General features: G+C 45.3%; 9 protein-coding genes. 2 read left to right on the forward strand and 7 right to left on the reverse strand.

The annotated features are described in order from the left end of the window. On the forward strand, positions 1–800 hold an 800-nt coding region (locus QUA71_RS22935; protein ID WP_333288547.1), incomplete at its 5' end, for a retropepsin-like aspartic protease. A gap of 164 nt (positions 801–964) precedes the next feature. On the opposite strand, the gene trpD is transcribed toward QUA71_RS22935, so the two are convergent. Both trpD and QUA71_RS22945 read right to left on the reverse strand, forming a co-directional pair. Continuing rightward, entirely contained in the window at positions 965–2,080 is a 1,116-nt protein-coding gene (trpD, locus tag QUA71_RS22940; protein ID WP_333288549.1) for an anthranilate phosphoribosyltransferase, read from the reverse strand. A 10-nt stretch (positions 2,081–2,090) separates the two neighbouring features. Beyond that, on the reverse strand, positions 2,091–2,264 hold the full coding sequence (locus QUA71_RS22945) for a hypothetical protein (protein ID WP_333288551.1): 174 nt from the start codon (positions 2,262–2,264) through the stop codon (positions 2,091–2,093). Between the two features lie 692 nt (positions 2,265–2,956). Between QUA71_RS22945 and QUA71_RS22950 the strand changes: the two genes are divergently transcribed. Next, a complete protein-coding gene (locus tag QUA71_RS22950; protein WP_333288553.1) occupies positions 2,957–5,962 on the forward strand; it encodes a PAS domain S-box protein in 3,006 nt (1,001 codons plus the stop codon). 273 nt (positions 5,963–6,235) lie between these two features. Here QUA71_RS22950 and QUA71_RS22955 read toward each other — a convergent pair whose 3' ends face one another. The 5 genes from QUA71_RS22955 to QUA71_RS22975 all read right to left on the reverse strand — a co-directional run bounded on the left by QUA71_RS22955 (position 6,236) and on the right by QUA71_RS22975 (position 17,549). Continuing rightward, the gene (locus QUA71_RS22955; protein ID WP_333288555.1) at positions 6,236–8,005 is read right to left on the reverse strand and encodes an adenylate/guanylate cyclase domain-containing protein; all 1,770 of its coding nucleotides are present in this window, start codon (positions 8,003–8,005) and stop codon (positions 6,236–6,238) included. Then, the gene (locus QUA71_RS22960; protein WP_333288557.1) at positions 8,002–8,397 is read right to left on the reverse strand and encodes a response regulator; all 396 of its coding nucleotides are present in this window, start codon (positions 8,395–8,397) and stop codon (positions 8,002–8,004) included. The genes QUA71_RS22955 and QUA71_RS22960 overlap by 4 nt, the downstream gene beginning before the upstream one ends. 515 nt (positions 8,398–8,912) lie before the next feature. Next, positions 8,913–14,393, reverse strand: coding sequence for an AAA family ATPase (locus QUA71_RS22965; RefSeq protein WP_333288558.1), 5,481 nt, complete (start codon positions 14,391–14,393; stop codon positions 8,913–8,915). 125 nt (positions 14,394–14,518) lie between these two features. Beyond that, positions 14,519–15,202: a ribonuclease HII gene (locus QUA71_RS22970; RefSeq protein WP_190738785.1), complete on the reverse strand. Its 684-nt coding sequence runs from the start codon at positions 15,200–15,202 to the stop codon at positions 14,519–14,521. Position 15,203: 1 nt separating this feature from the next. Then, entirely contained in the window at positions 15,204–17,549 is a 2,346-nt protein-coding gene (locus tag QUA71_RS22975) for an Rne/Rng family ribonuclease (RefSeq protein ID WP_333288560.1), read from the reverse strand. Positions 17,550–18,499 lie beyond the last annotated feature (950 nt).

Consider the following 18,499-nt stretch of genomic DNA (forward strand, 5'->3'; position numbering starts at 1 on the left):
CCCTCATTCTCTCCTTAACGGTGGCTCTAGTTTTTCTTGGGCCACCGTTCTCATCTTTAGTTAGTCTAAACTACAGTTATGAGGGCCGAAAGTCTAAATCTATACCAAAAGGCAGTTGTCGCTGTTACGATCGAGCTACAGCGTTTAACGAAACTATGGCTAGTAAATCTCCCTTGCCTTTACTCTCAAACTTATACAAGCATCTACTGAACTCTCAAAAACGGTGCAAACCGTTACTGGTTGTAACAACAGTTATTTCTCTGAGCAGTTCAATTTTAGTAGCGACTGTTGCCAACTCCTCGCGAGCAGTGGCTCAAGAAAGTGAGGGATGCTTCATGCGGAGCTCGTCAGGCCGAACCCTCAACCTCAGCCAATCAGTCTGCGGTTTTCTCCCCAAAGAATTGACGCCCACCACTTCGGCGGCGGCAAAGTCGGGAGTGTTTCAGGCAAAAATCAAACGCCGAGAGGCTAATATCCCGGTCATAGAAGTCACGTTTAACGGCAAACAAAAGTTCGAGATGATGGTAGATTCTGGAGCTAGTGGCACAGTAATTACACCAGCAATGGCTAAAGCCTTGGGCGTTGTTCTCCAAGGAACAGTGCAAGCACAAACTCCGAACGGAGTGGCTACTTTTCCCCTCGGTCGTTTGACTTCTATGGAAGCTGGGGGCCTGGCAGTTAACAATGTAGTTGTCGCCGTCTCGCCGTCGCTAGATATCGGACTATTGGGTCACGACTTTTTTGGTAATAAAGATGTGACTATTAAGCAAGATGTCATTGAATTTCGATCGCGCTCTTAAAAACAACGAAGAAGGAAGAGGGAAGAAGTAAAGAAAAATTGAGAAGTAAAGAATTTTTATTGTTGGTTAGTTAAAACAAAAAATTCCTTCTTCCTTCATCCTTCTTCCTTCCGTTACATCCGTTACATCCGTGGCAAAATCCGTTGCCGAACTTCCCTCTTCCTTCATTTCAAAAACTCAATCAACTGCTGCAACTTCAACCAAGATTCGCCGCTCAATAAAATGTCCTTAGCCATAGAAACTCCTGCTGCGTGGGAACCCATAGGAATTGCACCTCCCACCTGAAAAGCCAAAGACGCATTCAAAGCTACAACATCCATTTGTGCGGGCGTACCTTTGCCTTGCAAAACCTTCTGCAAAATCTCGGCGTTTTCCTCAACATTTCCGCCTTTTAACGAGCCGATCGCACTTGGTGTCAATCCTACCTTTTGGGGGTCTAAAGTAGTCAGTTCCACTTTGCCATCCGACAAAACGGCCAAATCAGTCACATCTCCCAACCCCGCCTCGTCCAATTTTTCTCTGCCGTGAGCGACTACAGCTAACTCAGTCCCCAACTCGCCCAAAGCTTGGGCAATAGTTGATACCAGACTAGGATCGAACACCCCAATTACCTGCCCTGTAGGGCGCATAGGATTGACAAGGGGCCCTAAAAGGTTAAAAACAGTCCGTACCTTCAAAGTGCGCCGGAGCGACGCTACAGCCTTAAGTGCGGGATGCCACCCAGGCGCAAATAAAAAGGTGATGCCTACTTCGTCTACCGCAGCTTTTACCTTCGCTGCATCGGCGTTGAGGTTGACTCCGAGTGCTTCCAACACGTCAGCAGAACCCACTTTGCTTGATGCGGAGCGATTTCCGTGTTTGGCGACTCGAACTTTGCCGGCGGCGGCCACAAAAGCGACAGCAGTGGAAATGTTAAACGTGGATGCGCCGTCGCCGCCGGTGCCACAAGTATCAATTAATTTGAGATTGGAGATTGGAGATTGGGAATTGAAAACGCTCTCCGACTCACCTGCAAGCGACTGAGAACCCAATACCTGAGCCATTCCTACCAATTCTTGGGCAGAGATGCCTTTGGCTTGGATGGCCGCTAAAATTGCTCCTGAGAGGACGGGGGGAATAGCTTCTGCTAGCCATCCCTGCATCAAGTCGGCTGCTTGGGCGCGTGAGAGAGATTGTCTGTCTAATAGTTGTTGCAGGAGGGCTGGCCACACAGGAGAATCCGCCGTCTGGGTTGAAGCAGGGGATGACTCTGGCGTTGCTAGGAGAGGATAATCTGTCATTTATTAGTTTCTAGTCAAATTTAGCTCGATCGAGCTTTGCGGCCCAACCGAGAATCGATCGGGATTTTACCAGACTTGCCGACCACATTTTGCGCGATCGGGCCCAGATTTTTGCCCAAATGCCAGCACCGCTACAGAATTTTTCCGCCCGCAGCAGCAGAATATGAATTTTTTGATACAACAATTACCCTATTGTTGTGCCAACTTTACATACAAACCCCAGATCGTACAACTGCCAGCAGTCTGCTGTATTATCTATCAGCAATAATACTTAACAGTATCTCAGAGCACCCAAAGACCGATAAAAGTTTCCGACAGGAGTTGTGGAGAGCAAAAAATTTTAGATTTTAGGAGAGCCCCAGATTCATCTGTGGAGTCAATTATTTAATCTAAAATCTCAAATCTCCAATCGACTGACAGCAAGGACAGCGAGCGTTTAGCTCTTGCAGGCGGGTTAGTTGCCTCGGCTAAGAGTCGATCATTCTCTCACCCAAATCCTAAAAATAGAGTCTTGCGGTTGTAGAAGTCGCTGCCTTTTATTCTTGTAACAACATCCTTGCTACTAACTTATTTCAGGGTATTCAACGGCTAATATATTCAGGGAGATTTCAAAAAACGGGTTTTGCTAGAACACCTGCACCGCAGGCAGAGCGATGTGCCACTGCGAGCGTGACAGCCAGTCAAGCCTCAAATAAATACCCGATCAACTAAACTTTCTGCAGCAACCACTAATAACTAACAGCCCGGTAGGACAGATGAATAAACACACTCGTCTCCGGCTGCGACACACCATCTTTCAGCCTAACTAACGGCTCAAATTTAGCAGGCGGTAGACCAAAAATATTCAACTCATACACAAGAGCAGGGTATTCACAAGTGGGAAATCAAAAACTAGGAAATAAAACGATAGAATGCCTGAATGTCGCGGAGGCACTGCACCAAATGGAAGCAAAATATTATAGTATGTTTGAAAATGCTGTGTCGGGCATTTTTCAAACAACCCAAGACGGTCGCTACATCAGCGCTAATCCAGCTTTGGCTCGCATCTACGGATATAATTCCGCCGCAGAATTGATGGGCTGTCTGACTGATATCAGCGATCAACTTTACGTCAACCCCGATCGGCGCGATCAGTTTGTTTCTGCTTTGCAAGAACAGGGCATCGTATCGGATTTTGAGTCGCAGATTTATCGCCGAGACGGAACAATAATTTGGATCGCGGAAAATGCGCGGGCTGTCTGCGATGAAGCGGGTAAATTGCTCTACTACGAAGGTTTTGTAGAAGATATCACCCAGCGCAAGCAAGCAGAATCTGCACTTCGAGAAAGCGAAGAACGCCTGCGCTTAATAATTGAAGGGGTTAAGGATTATGCTATATTTATGTTAGATCCGGCTGGGTATGTAGCTAGCTGGAATTCGGGTGCCGAACGCATTTTTGGATACAGAGCGCATGAAATAGTCGGCAATAATTCCGAGTGTTTTTTCACGAAAGAAGATCTTGAAATTGGCAAGCCCCGAGAAAAATTAATCAGGGCAGTGGCAGAAGGTCGATACGAAAATGAAGGCTGGCGACTTCGCAAAGACGGATCGCGATTTTGGGCGAATATTATTGTTACTCCTTTGCGCGATGAAAGGGGAAAGTTGCAGGGTTTTTCTCAAGTAATGCAGGATATTACTGAGCAAAAGCGGGCGGCTGAGGAAAAGATGCAGTTGATTGCTTCTTTGCAGGCGTCGGAAAAAAAGTTTCGCACTTTGTACGAATCGACGACTGATGCGGTAATGCTGCTAGATGAAGAGGGTTTTTTGGATTGCAATCCGGCAACTTTAGAGTTATTTGGCTGCAGCACTCTATCGGAGTTTTGCGGCAAGCATCTTTCGGATTTCAGCCCGCCGCTGCAACCGGACGGACAAGATTCTCTGAGTCTTTATAAAGAGCGAGTTAATACGGCTGTGCGATCGGGAAATTGCCGTTTTGACTGGCGGCACTGCCGTTTGGACGGTTATGAGTTTCCGGCGGAAGTGCTGCTAACTTCTATGGATATTGGCGGCAAAATGGGGCTGCAAGGCGTGGTGCGCGATATCACTTATCGGGTGCAGGCTGAGGAGGCCCTGAAGCAGGCTAACGAGGTATTGGAATGCCGGGTTAAAGAGCGGACAAGTCAGTTGGAAGAGGCTATTAAAAAGTTGAGATTGTCGGAAGAAAAGTTTTCTAAGGCTTTTCGCTCAAGTCCCGATTCGATGATTATTACTACTTTTTCAGAGGGTCGTTTTATTGAAGTTAATGATAGTTTTTTGTCGATGACTGGTTACGCTTTAGAAGAAACGACTTGCAATACAGTACCGGGGTTAAATATTTGGGTAAGGCCTCAAGACCGACTTAATTTTAGGCAACGTTTGCACGAACAAGGTGTGGTTCGCAATCAGGAATGCGAGTTTCGCATGAAGTCTGGATCGGTGGTGGTGTGTTTGCTGTCTGCAGAGTTGATTAATTTGGACGGCGAACTCTGTATGCTAGCGGTGATGACGGATATTACCGATCGCAAACACGCCGAAGAAGCCCTACGGGAAAGCCAGCGGGCGTTGGCGACGCTGATGAGCAATTTGCCGGGAATGGCCTACCGTTTTCGCAACGATGCCGATCGCAGTATGGAGTTTGTCAGCGAAGGTTGCTATCAGTTAGCAGGCTATTCTCCTGAAGAATTTATCGGCACTAGGGAAGTTTCTCTATCGGAATTGACTCACCCGGACGATCGCGATATTTTGTGGAATGCCGTACAAGTTGCGTTGCAAGAAAATCGACCCTATCAGCTAAATTACCGAATTACTTCTAAAAATGGGGAATTAAAATGGGTTTGGGAGCAAGGTTTGGGAGTGTTTTCCGACTCGGGAGAGTTGATAGCTTTGGAAGGCTTAATTACTGATATTTCTGAGCAGAAACGCAGTGAAGAAGCTTTGCGGCGATCGCAAACAGAGTTAACCCAACAAAAAATTCAGCTCGAAAATACTTTGCACGAGTTGCAGCAAACTCAAGCCTTATTAATACATACTGAAAAAATGTCTACTCTCGGTCAAATGGTAGCTGGTGTTGCTCACGAAATTAACAATCCCGTTAGCAGCGTCTGCGGCAATCTCGTTCACGTCGGCCACTACACGGAAGATTTGCTGACTTTGCTCGATATGTACCAGCAGCACTGCCCGCAGCCGCCGGCCGCAATTCAAGATAAAATTAAGGATATCGAGCTAGAGTTTCTGCTAGAAGATTTGCCGAAAGCGATGTCTTCGATGCAGGTTGGGGCCGATCGCATTCGGGAAATTGTGCGATCGCTCAGAAATTTCTCCCGCAAAGACGATTCTCAAATGAGCAAAGTTAACCTGCACGAAGGGATTGAAGGAACGTTGCTGATTCTGCAAAGCCGCCTGAAAGCCAGAGGCAACTATCCCGAAATTGCGGTAATTAAGGACTATGGAAATTTGCCTTTGGTTGAGTGTTATGCTGGGAAAATCAATCAGGTATTTATGAATTTGATCGGAAATGCGATCGACGCGATCGAGGAATACAACGAAGGGCATTCAGTTGGCGAAGTCAAACCTAACCGCAGCAAGATTAAAATTAGGACAGAAGTCCAAAACTCCAATGCTGTAATTAGGATTTCTGACAACGGCCCCGGTATGCCAGAAGAAGTTTCCCAGCAGTTATTCGAGGCTTTTTTTACCACCAAACCCGCCGACAAAGGCACCGGTTTAGGCCTGTCAATTTCCTACAAAGTTATCCAAGAACACGGTGGCACACTTAGCTGCGTGTCTGCACTCGGCCACGGAGCAGAGTTTATCATAGAATTGCCGATCGAACAACCGATCGAACAACCGATCGAACAATCCTAAAGTGCGATCGGGGCGATCGCATTTCCGATAACGAGTCGCGGTTTGTAGTGAGGACTAAAGTTCTCATAAAACTCGATCGGACTAAAGCGGTAAGGTGCGGTGTGCATGGAGCCCTACATATAGAAATTTTGCATAAGTTCTGTATTGCTGAAACCCTAGCTTTTATTGCTTCTTGCTGCCATCAGTTACATCCGCCCTTGCGAATCCGTTGCCAAACTTCCTTCCATCAGTTACATCCGCCCTTGCGAATCCGTTGCCAAACTTCCTTCTTCCTTAATTACACCTTTCCAAATAAATTCGAGCCACATTATCCCCCGGATTTTGGCGCAAACAATCCGCAAAAAGTGCCGAAGCTTCCCTAAAACTGTTCATATTGTACAAAGACAAAGCCTCAATAAACACTTGCAAAGTCGCTAACTTCCCCGCTTTAACTTCCGGCAAATCCGCATCAAAAACTTCATAAACAGTCACCCATTCAGACTTACCCTTAACCTGAACTTTATCAATTACCCGAATTGCATAATCACCCGGATTTCTCAAGCGATCGAAAGTCTGCTGAGTAATTAACAGCGATACCCCATAATTTTTCGTCAAACTTTCAATCCGAGAAGCCAAATTAACCGCATCGCTAATCACAGTACCGTCCATCCGGCTTTTTCCGCCCACTATACCCAGAATCAAAGAACCAGTATTGATTCCCACCCCAATCTCAACGGGCACATAACCCACAGAAGCGCGATCTCGATTGTATTCAACAAGAGTATGCAGCATCGCAATTCCCGCTTTCACAGCATCATCCGCCCCCTCGCTAAACAAAGCCATAATTGCATCGCCAATATATTTATCAATAAACCCCTGATTTTCCAAAATCAGCGGTTCCATTCGACTCAGATAAGAATTTATAAATTTGAAATTTTCTGTCGGTGTCATTTGTTCCGAGAGAGTAGTGAAATCGCGGATGTCAGAAAACAAAACCGACATTTCCAACTCCACCGCTTCTCCCAATTTAATATCAACAATACTGTCACATCCCAAAAAAGCTAACAACTCTTTGGGTACAAAGCGACTTGTCGCCTCCGCAATTTCTAATTCTGCATCCAGTGAAAGTTCCAAATTGCAATTGACCTCAAAGAGATCCTCGATGAACTTTTGGCGTTCTGCCTCAGCTTCTTGGCGTTCCGTGATATCTTGAAGAGTGGTGATAGCATAAACAATATTTCCTTGTTGATCGTAGATTGGAGTAGCGAAGATTTCTAGGGGAATAATCTTGTCGCCTTGATGAACTTCTGCATCGTCAGCCGTAGCACTTTCTCCCTTCAACGCGCGCACGCTGGGCAAATTTTCCGTAGGATAATTTTGATTTGTGCCTGCTTGATAGAGTTGATAAACCTCTGACAATTGCTCGGAACTCGTCTCCGGCACAACTCCTTTACCAAATATCTCTTTTGCTTTCCGATTGACGTAGTAAGGTTGGCCGTCCGCATCCAGCACACCTACACCAATCGGCATTGCTTCCAAAAACTGTGTCAAGCGATTTTCGCTTTCATGGAGTTTGGCAATCAGTGCCGTTTGCTGGCTGTTTAACTCGGCTAACTCCTGATTCATTTGCTGAAGTCGGGCGTTTTGTTGTGCCAGTTGTTTATCTTGAAGATAACTATTTAGCGCTTCTCTAACCGTCAATTTCAAATCTTCAGCTTGCCAAGGTTTGGTAATATAACGATATAGGTTTGCAGAGTTGATAGCATTGGTTATCGCCTCAATATCTGCTTGCCCCGTCAGCATAATTTTTATAGTTTTAGGCGAAATTATATGAGCCTGTTTCAACAGCTCGTCTCCCTTCATGTCAGGCATAATGTGGTCGGAAATAATTAAAGGAATTTCATCCCCATCCTCTAGCAATTCTTCAATTAGCTCTAATGCCTCTTGCCCACCTTCAGCAATTTCGATTATATAATCATTGCCAACAGCCTCTTGCAGTTCTGCTTTGAGGCTCCTGAGTACAGTTTTCTCATCATCGACACAGATAATTACCTGTTGACTCATAGTTTAGATAAACCAGATTTAATAGTTTCCAGCAACTCGGATTCTAACCAAGGTTTAGATAAGCAAGAATGGAGGTTAGCCTGTTTTTTCGCTCGGTCAATTGCTACTTCATCGGCTTGACCTGTCAGCATAATTTTTATAACATGGGGGTAGTTTTGGTGAATGCGAATCAGCAACTCATCTCCCTTAATACCGGGCATTAACCAATCACAGATAATCAGAATAAGGGTGATTTTTTCGTCATAGAGTTCGCTGATTACCTCTAAAGCCTCCTCAGCATCTTCTGCTCCTTCGTAGGTGTAGGCATTCCCAAATTCTGCTGCTAGCTGCGTCCTGAGACTGTCTAATACCATTCTCTCATCGTCAACGCACAAAATAACTGGTTTCGACATCTATTTTTTCTCCTTTTTAATTGTTATTAGTAGCAAAAGTAGTCAAAGTAGTCAAAGTAGTAAAGTATATTAGTAGACCCCATCTTATCTGAAGATGTCAGTCTATTTTAAATTTGAGATTTGAGACTTCGGCGTGAGCGCTCAGTCGAAGGATTTTAGATTGACTCCACAGATGAATCTGGGAGCTTGAACAAGGGTCTAAAATTTTTGCCTCTCCACGAATCCTGTCGGGGCTTGTATCCGTTTTTGGGCGGGGTCACAAGTCAACTGCTCGCCCCATCCTCTCCCCCTCCCCCCAGTCGCCGAAACGAAGAAACTTATATGGGTAGTAGCTTAGCTGAGCATAGCCCATCGTACTGCTGTTTTACATCCGTTTCCGGTTCGATCGGAGTTATGGGCCTCAAAACGCTTTAATTTTTGAAATCCTATCAATGGGGTAGATTGCAGCTTAGGCGCAACCAAGCAAAATCCGATCGGCTTACTACCTTATATAGTTTGCGAGTTCCTTGACCTGCTTATACAGCGCTCATTGGCAGAAAAACATTAAATGTAGTTTTGCCTGGAATTGATTCTACTTCAATTTTTCCCTGATGTTTCTCAACAATCTTCTTGACAATATCGAGTCCCAATCCGCTGCCTTCTCCTGCCAATTTAGTAGTAAAAAACGGGTCAAATATTTTCGCTTTTATCTCTTCTGGTATCCCGTGACCGCTGTCGCTAATGCTAATCTTAGCCTGGTCATCTTCAGTCGTTAACTCAATTGTTAGCGTGCCTCGATAATCCATTGCTTGCAAAGCATTGTGAATTAAATTCGTCCAAACTTGATTAAGTTCGTCTGGATAGCACAGTATCGGCGGGATTTCGGCATAGTTTTTGATGACCTCCACTCCCTGTTTTAGGAGATTTTGATACAGGGTTAAGATTGTTTCAATACCTCCTGTAATACTGGCTGCTGTTTTTTCGCCCGACTGTTCGTAGCGGGCATAAGTTTTTAAGGCAAAAACTACTTTTGATGCTCTGTCTGTGGCTGTGTTGATAGTAGCGATGCCTCTTTTTAATTCGGAAAGTTTGTAGGCGATTTCTAAGAGATGTAAACTATCGCATCTTTGCAACAACGGGACAAAGGCATCTATTTCATTATAAACCCCCATGATCACTAGGCGATCGGCTACGGTATCGGCACTATCAATCTCTAATTCTTGCAGTTGGGTTCTCAAAGCTCTCTTTAATTTGCGTTCTTCTTTTGTTGATAAGCTTGCTTCTTGTTGGAGGGAACGCTGAAGTAAACTCAAGAAATTCTGTGCTTCTTCTGGGGAGAGAGATTGAAAAAGTGCGGGCAACTGTTCTAAAGTTTGATTCAAGAACTTAGAAACATTTCCTGCCGAGGAGCGAATTGCACCCAGGGGAGTGTTAACTTCGTGGGCCACTCCGGCTACCAGTTGTCCTAAAGCTGCCATTTTTTCTGATTGAATCAATCCTTCTTGGGTGGCTTCGAGATTGCTTAAAACTTGTGATAATTCTTGAGTGCGTTCTTCTACTTTTGCTTCTAAGTTGGTATAGAGTTGGGCATTTTCGATCGAGATGGCAGCTTGTGACGACAAGACTTTTAACAGGGCTACTCTGTCGGGAGTAAATGCACCTGTTACCAGGTTATTTTCTAAGTATATTATTGAAATAAGCTGATTTTGTTTGAGCAGAGGAACGCAGAGGATTGATTTAGTTTTATGTGCCTTTATATAAGTGTCCTTAGTAAATTTACCTTCACGATTAGCATCATTTAAAACAACATCTTTGTGAGTCCGACTTACATAATTTATCACTGATAGTGACAGTAAGTTACTGCTTTCTAATGGGATTGACTGCAATAAATTGATGCTGTCGCAATCAACTGCACCGGATGCTTCAATCAGTAGTTTACCATGAGATTCCAACAACAAGTAGCCCACCTGTGCGCCAGCATTCTCAATCATAATTTTCATCAAGTTTCGGAGTAATTTCTCTAGCACAATTTCACCAGCAATGGCTTGAGAGGCTTTGATAACTGTCGCTAAATCTAAAGCTGTACCCGCTCCTGTAGTAGTCTGAGAAGTGGCGATGCTCGTGCCTGTGTTTTTACCAATAGTTCCCGCAGATTTAGCCTGTAATTGTGGATATCTTGCTTCTAAATCCTCAACTTTTGCCCTAGCTTGCCAGCGAGTATAGCCGTAGTGTGCTCCTTTGAGATAGGTTTGGGCAATCTCCTCCATACCGCTTGCCAGATAAAATTCTGCTGCTAGCTCATAGGCTAAAGCTTCATATTGAATATATCCGCTGTCTCTTGCTCCTTTAATCGCTCGGTCGTAAAGTTTTGCTGCTTGCCAATTATCTCCCAATACTCGCGCTGTTTCTGCTTCTACTAGGTCGTATTTATGCTGGAAATTGAACGGGGCAAGCTCTGCCCATTGCTTCATTTGCTCCTGGTTTAATTCGACTCGCTCCAAGTTTTCCATGAATTGGGGAGAATACTGAGCGAGCAGGGCAAGAGAATAGTAGAAGTTATGCACAGCAACATACATAAATCCCATGAGAGAATCTATGTATTCTGCGGCTGCGATCGCATTTTTTACGGCCCCGGCACAGTCTTTGAATAAGTAAGAAAGATTTAGTTTGGCGAGGTAAACCAGACAAAGCAAAGTGCGGTTATTCGTGGCTAGCAAACGGGGAATTATTTCCTCCTCGTTAAAGCTTTCGCCGAGCAAACGAGATGGGGTGGCAGTTGTTTCCAAAAGATTTAAGGTAACTTGCCGCCAGATATTAGTCTGGTAGAGAGCATATTCCTGTTTAAGCTTCCATAATTGTTCGCAGGATTGCTGCATTTTTGAGGCGACAGATTCTAGTCCTTCCCCCGTCAAAAATAGGGTGATACAATAAGCTTTAATACAATAACAGCCGTACTCATTGTCTCCTGTGTCCAGTCCGCTTTTACTTCCCTCTAGGAGCAGAGAAAGACTGCTTTTTTCGGGGTCTTTCCAGTGTTTAACGAAAGAACAAAATAAGTTATAAACTTTCGCTTTTAGTTCTGTAGCATGATATATATTTACTAGCTTCAGTGCCAATTTCCCGGCGTGATATCCAGTTTCTATGTTGCCTTTTCCCGAACAGATAACAGCATACCCAACATAAGCATAAGCAGCCAAGGCTGAATAACCTTTTTGAATAGTCAGGTTAACCATTGTCAACATAATTAACACTAAAACTCCGGGTTTCGCAAATAAAGCTGAGGGAGAAATAGACATTAAAATCCGCATGGCTGCTAGTTGAGCAGGGTCAGTCATTTGCGGGAAGCTTTCTAAGTCCATCAGTGTTGGCAGCTCTACGTTACTATCTTCCGCTCTCGACAGAGAAATTTCCAGTAATTTCAATGCTTCTAAACCCGTTTCTATTGCTTTAAGTGGCTGATTTTGAGCGGTATAAATTTGCACTTTAAGTTCGTAAGCTTTTACCCTGTCTAGCTGATTTATTGCTCGTTCCAATATAACTTCAGCTAATGTTTCTGCCGGGTGAAATTTGGTGTTTAAATATTGAGCCTCTACAGTTTCTTGATAGAGATTGAGGGTTAAGTCATACTGCGTTTGCCAACTTTCTTCGGTTAAGAGGCTTAACCCTGTGTTCAAATATTGAACCGCCGCAGTGTAAGCCGTCGCTGCTTTGGCTTTCTGGCCGGCTATCAAATTTAGTTGGGCAATTTCGTTTCGCTCTTGTTGATGGGTTAGTAGGGGCTGTACTGCCGTGCTTGCCCCTATCCCAAGATTGAGATGATCGACAATTTCAAATATTTTTTTCGATCGTGTTTCGGGCGAACTATTCTTGAGCAACAGGCGACCAATTTGTAAATGGATGGCTTGTTTTTCTGACTCGTCAATCAAAGAATAAGTTGCTTGTTGGATGCGATCGTGTCCAAATTTATAGTGTTGAATTAACAGTTGAGTATCTAATTCTGAGAAAGTAAAAATCAACTCAGACTGAATCGCCTCTTTCAGAGCGGAGAAAATTTCAGCGGGCGATCGCTCGCAAATAATTGATAGAGTGCTTAAGTCAAACTCTGCACCTATACAAGCTGCAAAACGCAATACCTCCTGAGCGGTTGACGGCAGTTTATTGAGTTTGGCAATCATTAATTCTACCACATTGTCAGTAATTGCCCTCGCCTCAATCTGAACCATATCCCAGTGCCAAGTGCGAGCGATAAAATCGAAGCTTAGCAGGTTTTCAGCATATAACGTTTTTAACAACTCACTCACAAAAAAAGGATTACCCCGGGTTTTTTTTAGGATTAATTCTGCTAAAGAGCGAACCGAAGAACCATCGCATTGTAACGTATCAGCAATCAATTCATTGATATGTTTTTGCGCTAAAGGTACAAGGGTAATCTGGTTGACGACAGATACTTGAGCGGAGCGGATTGCTTCCAGAGTCACCATCAAGGGATGGGTGGAATTGACTTCGTTGTCTCGATAAGCTCCAATCAAAAATAGATATTGGGTATCTGCATCCGCCATCATCAGTTGGATTAATTTGAGGGTGGCAGTATCTGCCCACTGCAAATCGTCCAGAAAAATGACTAAAGGATGCTTTTTTGAGCAAAATACCCGAATGAAATTGCCACAGATAAGATTAAAGCGATTTTGCGATTCAATTGCGCCTAATTCCGGCAATGCCGGCTGTTGGCCCACAATCAATGCAACTTCGGGAATTACATCAATAATGATTTGACCGTTAGCACCAAAAGCATCTAATAATTTTTCTCGCCATTGATTAAGCTGTTCTTCGCTTTCGGTCAATAATTGTCGCACTAATCCCGAGAAAGCACTGACAAGAGCAGAGTAAGGAATATTGCGCTGAAATTGGTCGAACTTTCCAGCGATAAAATAGCCTCTAGCCTTGGTTATCGGTTTATAAACTTCGGATACCAGTGCTGACTTGCCGATGCCAGAATAACCAGCAACCAGCATTAATTCTTTACGGGATTGCTGATTATTTTCGGTTTTGCTAACTCGATCGAAGGCTGCTAGTAAATCTGCAACTTCTGCCTCACGTCCGTAAAGTTTCTGGGGAATTTGGAACTTGTCGCAAATATCTTGACTGCCAAGGGGGAACGATTCTATTTTGCCCTTTGTCTGTAACTGGTTCAAACATTTTTCTAAATCTGCTTTGATTCCGCAGGCACTTTGATATCGATCCTCGGCTGTTTTTGCCATCAGTTTGAGTGCGATATCAGAAATAATTGGGGGAATTTCTGGATTAATCTGATGCGGCGGTACTGGTTGTTTTGCGATGTGGCAATGTACCAACTCCAAAGCATCGTCAGCGGCAAATGGAACTTGTCCGGTGAGGAGTTCGTAGAAGGTAACGCCCAAAGAGTAAAAGTCGGTTCGATAATCGAGAGAACGGTTCATCCTTCCAGTTTGTTCTGGAGAAATATAGGCTAATGTACCTTCTAAAATATTGGGATTTTTTAGGGTAGGATTTTCGCGGGTGAAGACGGTAGCAATGCCAAAATCGATAATTTTGACTTGCCCGGTTTCTGGATTGAGCAGGATATTGGCGGGGTTAATGTCTTTGTGGATAATTTTGGCACCATGAATTTGAGCCAAAATCTCTGCTGTTTGAATAGCGATGGGGAGGAAGTGCTGTAAAGATGAAATATTTGGCGTTTCTACAGGGTTATCCTTCAACATTTCTAAAGAAGTGCCTCCATAATCTTCAAAGATAATGACTAGGGTTCTTTTATACTCATGTAGGCTATAAACTTTGAGGAATCCTTCTAGATTTTGGAGATTGCAAGTAATTTCGTATTCCTGCTTGTAGCGGGTAAGTTCAGCAGGATCTGGATAATCTTGCTCGAGCATTTTGAAGATAACAAGTTGATTGTCCTGTTCGCGAATGCCTCGATAAACCGTTGAATTTTGGCTTTCGTAAATTCGATCTAGAATCTCGTAGCCTTCAATTTTTAACATTTTGGGTGATTTTGAGAATGTTAATTTTTATGTAAGGTATGGTAACCTGCACCCTCTTGAACAGTCGCTTTTTTCCAGCGGAATTATGTCTATTTAACCTGACTTGTATTATTGACTACAACTAGCTATCTTCGACAGGGACTAAAAGATTGTCGGTGAAAAGCCGATCGCCCGTAACGTTCCAACCCCAATTTATGTTTAGCAGTACCATATCCTTTGTTGTTTGTCAAGTCATATTCAGGATACTTAACAGCTAAACGCAGGATTAATTCATCGCGCCAAACTTTCGCCACAATACTAGCAGCAGCAATCTGAATCGATCGCGCATCACCCTTAATCATCGTCTCTTGCTCGATCGCCAAATTGGGAATCCTTTGATTCCCATCAACCAAACACAAATCCGGCGTCACCTTCAACTTCAAAATCGCCCGTTTCATCGCCAACAACGAAGCCTGCAAAATATTGAGGCGATCGATCTCTCGCACCGAAGCCACACCAATTTGACAGTCAACCGCCACAGCCCGGATTTTTACGGCTAACCGACTCCGGGCTGCGGCACTCAACTGCTTGCTGTCGCGCACCCCGCAACTTGCTAATTCATCGAGAACTTCGTCGGGCAAAATGCAGGCTGCAGCCACCACCGGCCCGAACAAAGCGCCTCGTCCGACTTCATCCACACCTGCAATTACTAGAGTGTTCGAGGGAGAGGGGGAAAGGGGAAGATGGAAAGATGGGAAGAGAGTAAAAATTTCTACTTCTTCCTTTTTCCCTCTTCCCTCTGACTTCTTCCCTCTTCCCTCGGACTTCATATCACTCATCCACAACGGCTGACGAGCGGCGGCGGCGGCGGCGGTTGATAGCAGGCTCCTCCGGTTCGCTGGGTTCGCTGGGTTGGCTGGGTTCGATCGGCTCATGGGATTCGATCGGCTCATGGGATTCGATCGGCTCATAAGATTCGATCGGCTCATTGAATTCGATCGGCTCATGGGATTCGATCGGCTCATGGGATTCGATCGGCTCATTGAGTTCGCCCATCACATCGCTGGGTTCCTCAATCCGATCAAAATCATCAGTTTCGTCGATCAAACTCTCGCCATAAATTTGGGCCTCATCATCATCATCATCCTCAGAAAAAACAGGCTCAACTACCGATCTTTCTGGATAATAATCCCGTTCCTCAACATTCTCTGCAGGCGCCGCCGCTTCAAATTCAAATTCGAGCTGCTCGAAAGGCGGCTTGTTCGGGGCCACTCCGGGGAGAGTTACCGAAACGATCGCATTCTTAGGATTTTTCACGCTGCGATCGGTAAGCACCAAAGGAGAAACCCCCATCAGAGCATAAACATCCTGCTCCTCTGGCGTCATTTCCACCGAAATCACCTCTGGAGGCTCCACCATCGGCTTCATCAACTCCGACTTAGCCGGACGCACGCGATCGAAGTCCTCGCGCCTGCCAACAGTTGCCATATTCACCAGCCCGAAGCCCTCCGACGCGGCCCGGATGCCGGGGGGTGCCAGATACTCAGAGCGCGTATCCGCCACAGGTGCGCTCGAAGTATTCGGCAGCCGCAACTTGCTGCGTACCGGTTCCTCCTCAGCCGGGAGAGCAAAAGGCTCTTCGCCAATCCGGCGGCGGCGGCGGCGTCTGGTTCCGTTCCCCAAATCCTGATAGCTGGGATGGTTGAGCAAGTCCAAAGGCGAGGCGTTGCTGCCGGTCTCAAAATCCACACTTTCGCTTTGAGGTTCCCAAGCAGCCCGAGCAGGTTCGGGGGGGCGTTCTTCCCGTACCGGGGCAGGAGTTGCAGCCGCCACAGGCGTCAAGCTGCGGCGTTCCAATCCTTCTGGCAAATTCAACAAAACGCGGTTCGAGGTAGCAACAGTGCGATCGGCCGATTCCCGCACCGCTGCGGCGAAGTCTTCTTCTCCGGGGAGTTGCACCAGATGACCCAATCCGCTGCAAGTCGGACAACTGTGGCCGAACAACTCGTAAATATTTTGACCTTGGCGCTTGCGGGTCAGTTCTACCAGCCCCAATTCCGACAGTTGAGCGATTTGCGGCCGAGCTTTGTCAGCTTTGAGAGCTTTATTGAAATGTTCCAGCACCTGCAACTGATCGCGGCGGGATTCCATGTCAATAAAGTCAACAATAATCACCCCGGCAATATTGCGTAACCGCAGTTGTCTAGCAATTTCCGTTGCTGCTTCGCAATTTGTCCAGAGTACCGTTTCCCGAGCCGTCGCCGATCGAGTAAACGAGCCAGAGTTGACATCGATCACCGTCAGCGCCTCAGTCGGTTCGATAATCACATAACCGCCCGAAGGCAAATCCACCCTTGGTCTGAGGGCTTCTCGAATCGCAGCGTTAACCCGGAAAAATTCTAAAATCGAGGCGCGCTCTCGGTGGTGGTCGATCAAAACTCCCGCAGGAAGTTTACCGCCGTTCCAGCTCATCAACTGCTGCTTCACCCGCTTAATTCCATTTTGCGAGTCCACCACAATCCGATTCACGTCACCGCTGAACATATCTCGCAGCACCCGCTGGATAAAATCGTCATCCCGGTTGAGCAGTGCCGGCGCCCGCGAAGTACCGCCTTCGAGTTGAACGGCTTCCCACTGTTTTTGGAGGACTTCCAAATCTTCCATGATCGCTTCTTCCGTCATCCCTTCAGCTTCAGTGCGTACCAGCAGCCCCATCCCGGCCGGTTTCACCAAAATAGCCAGGGCTCTGAGGCGGTTGCGCTCCGCTTCCGACTTGATCCGCCGCGAGAGATTGACTCCCCTGCCGTAGGGCATCAGTACCAAATAGCGGCCAGGCAGGGTAATGTTGCCTGTCAGCCGGGGGCCTTTGCTGCCCGTCGGTTCTTTCATTACCTGTACCACCACTTTCTGCTGGGGGGTCAGGAGTTCTGTAATTGCTCCTGCCGAGCGTTTAAGGCGCAGCGGGCCGAGGTCTGTGACGTGCATAAACCCGTTACGTTCTGGATCGCCAATATTGACGAATGCCGCATCTATCCCAGGGAGTACATTTTCAACAATTCCCAAGTAAATGTCACTGACTTGGTGGCTGCCTGTGGCTACCACAAGTTCTTGGATTTGATCTTCTGAAAAGACGGCAGCAATGCGATGCTGCTCTGCTATAACTATCTGCTTTGTCATTCAATTTCCTCACAAAACTGGCAGCAAGTTAGAGACACTTACGCACTCATAGTGCCTCTGACTTTCACTGTAATTAGTAGTGGCTTGAAGAGTTATTAGCTGTGAGTTGGTGCAGGGTGGAAGAAAATTTAACTGTTGACCGTTCACTGTTAACTGTTGACTGTTCACTGTTAACTGTTACAGATAAAGTAGTTAAACCCGCCCTTACAGAGTTATGAGTTATGCTCAGCAGATAAATCTGAGAGATTGAAATAAGGAGGCTTTTATCGAGTTAGCAATATTGAGATTTGAGTTGAGAATTGCGAAATCAATACTCAAAATTCAACACTTACAACTCTTCCTTTGAACTCAGCGAATAAATTCATTGACACCGTACCAATTTCTTAACACACAACTTAACACTACGAACTGATAACTCCGCTTGCGTGGTGGTAGAGGGCTGGTTTTGAGCGAAAGTAGGTAGGAGTGAAAGCGCCTAGACTTTTGTTGAATTCTTGTGCCATCGCACTCAACATACCCCAGCTTGGCATTCGACTGCAACCTCCGCCCCTGCCAAGCCTAAAACCTCGTCAGTCGATTTTAGATTTTAGATTTTAGATTTTAGATTTACTCCACAGATGAATCTCGGAGATTGAAATTTAGTCTAAAATCTAAAATTTTGGTTCTCCACGAATTAAGTCGGGGGCTTATCTCCGTTTTTTGACGGGTCAGTCGATTTTAGATTTTAAATTTTAGATTTTAGATTTACTCTACAGAGGAATCTCGGAGATTGAACTAGAGTCTAAAATCTAAAATTTTTGGTTCTGCACGAATTAAGTCGGGGGCTTATTTCCGTTTTTTGACGGGTTAGTCGATTTTAGATGTTAAATTTTAGATTTTAGATTTTAGATTTACTCCACAGATGAATCTGGGAGATTGAACTAAAGTATAAAATCTAAAATTTTTGGTTC

This window comes from Microcoleus sp. MON1_C5 (genome assembly GCF_036701875.1).
Taxonomy (GTDB): Bacteria; Cyanobacteriota; Cyanobacteriia; order Cyanobacteriales; family Microcoleaceae; genus Microcoleus.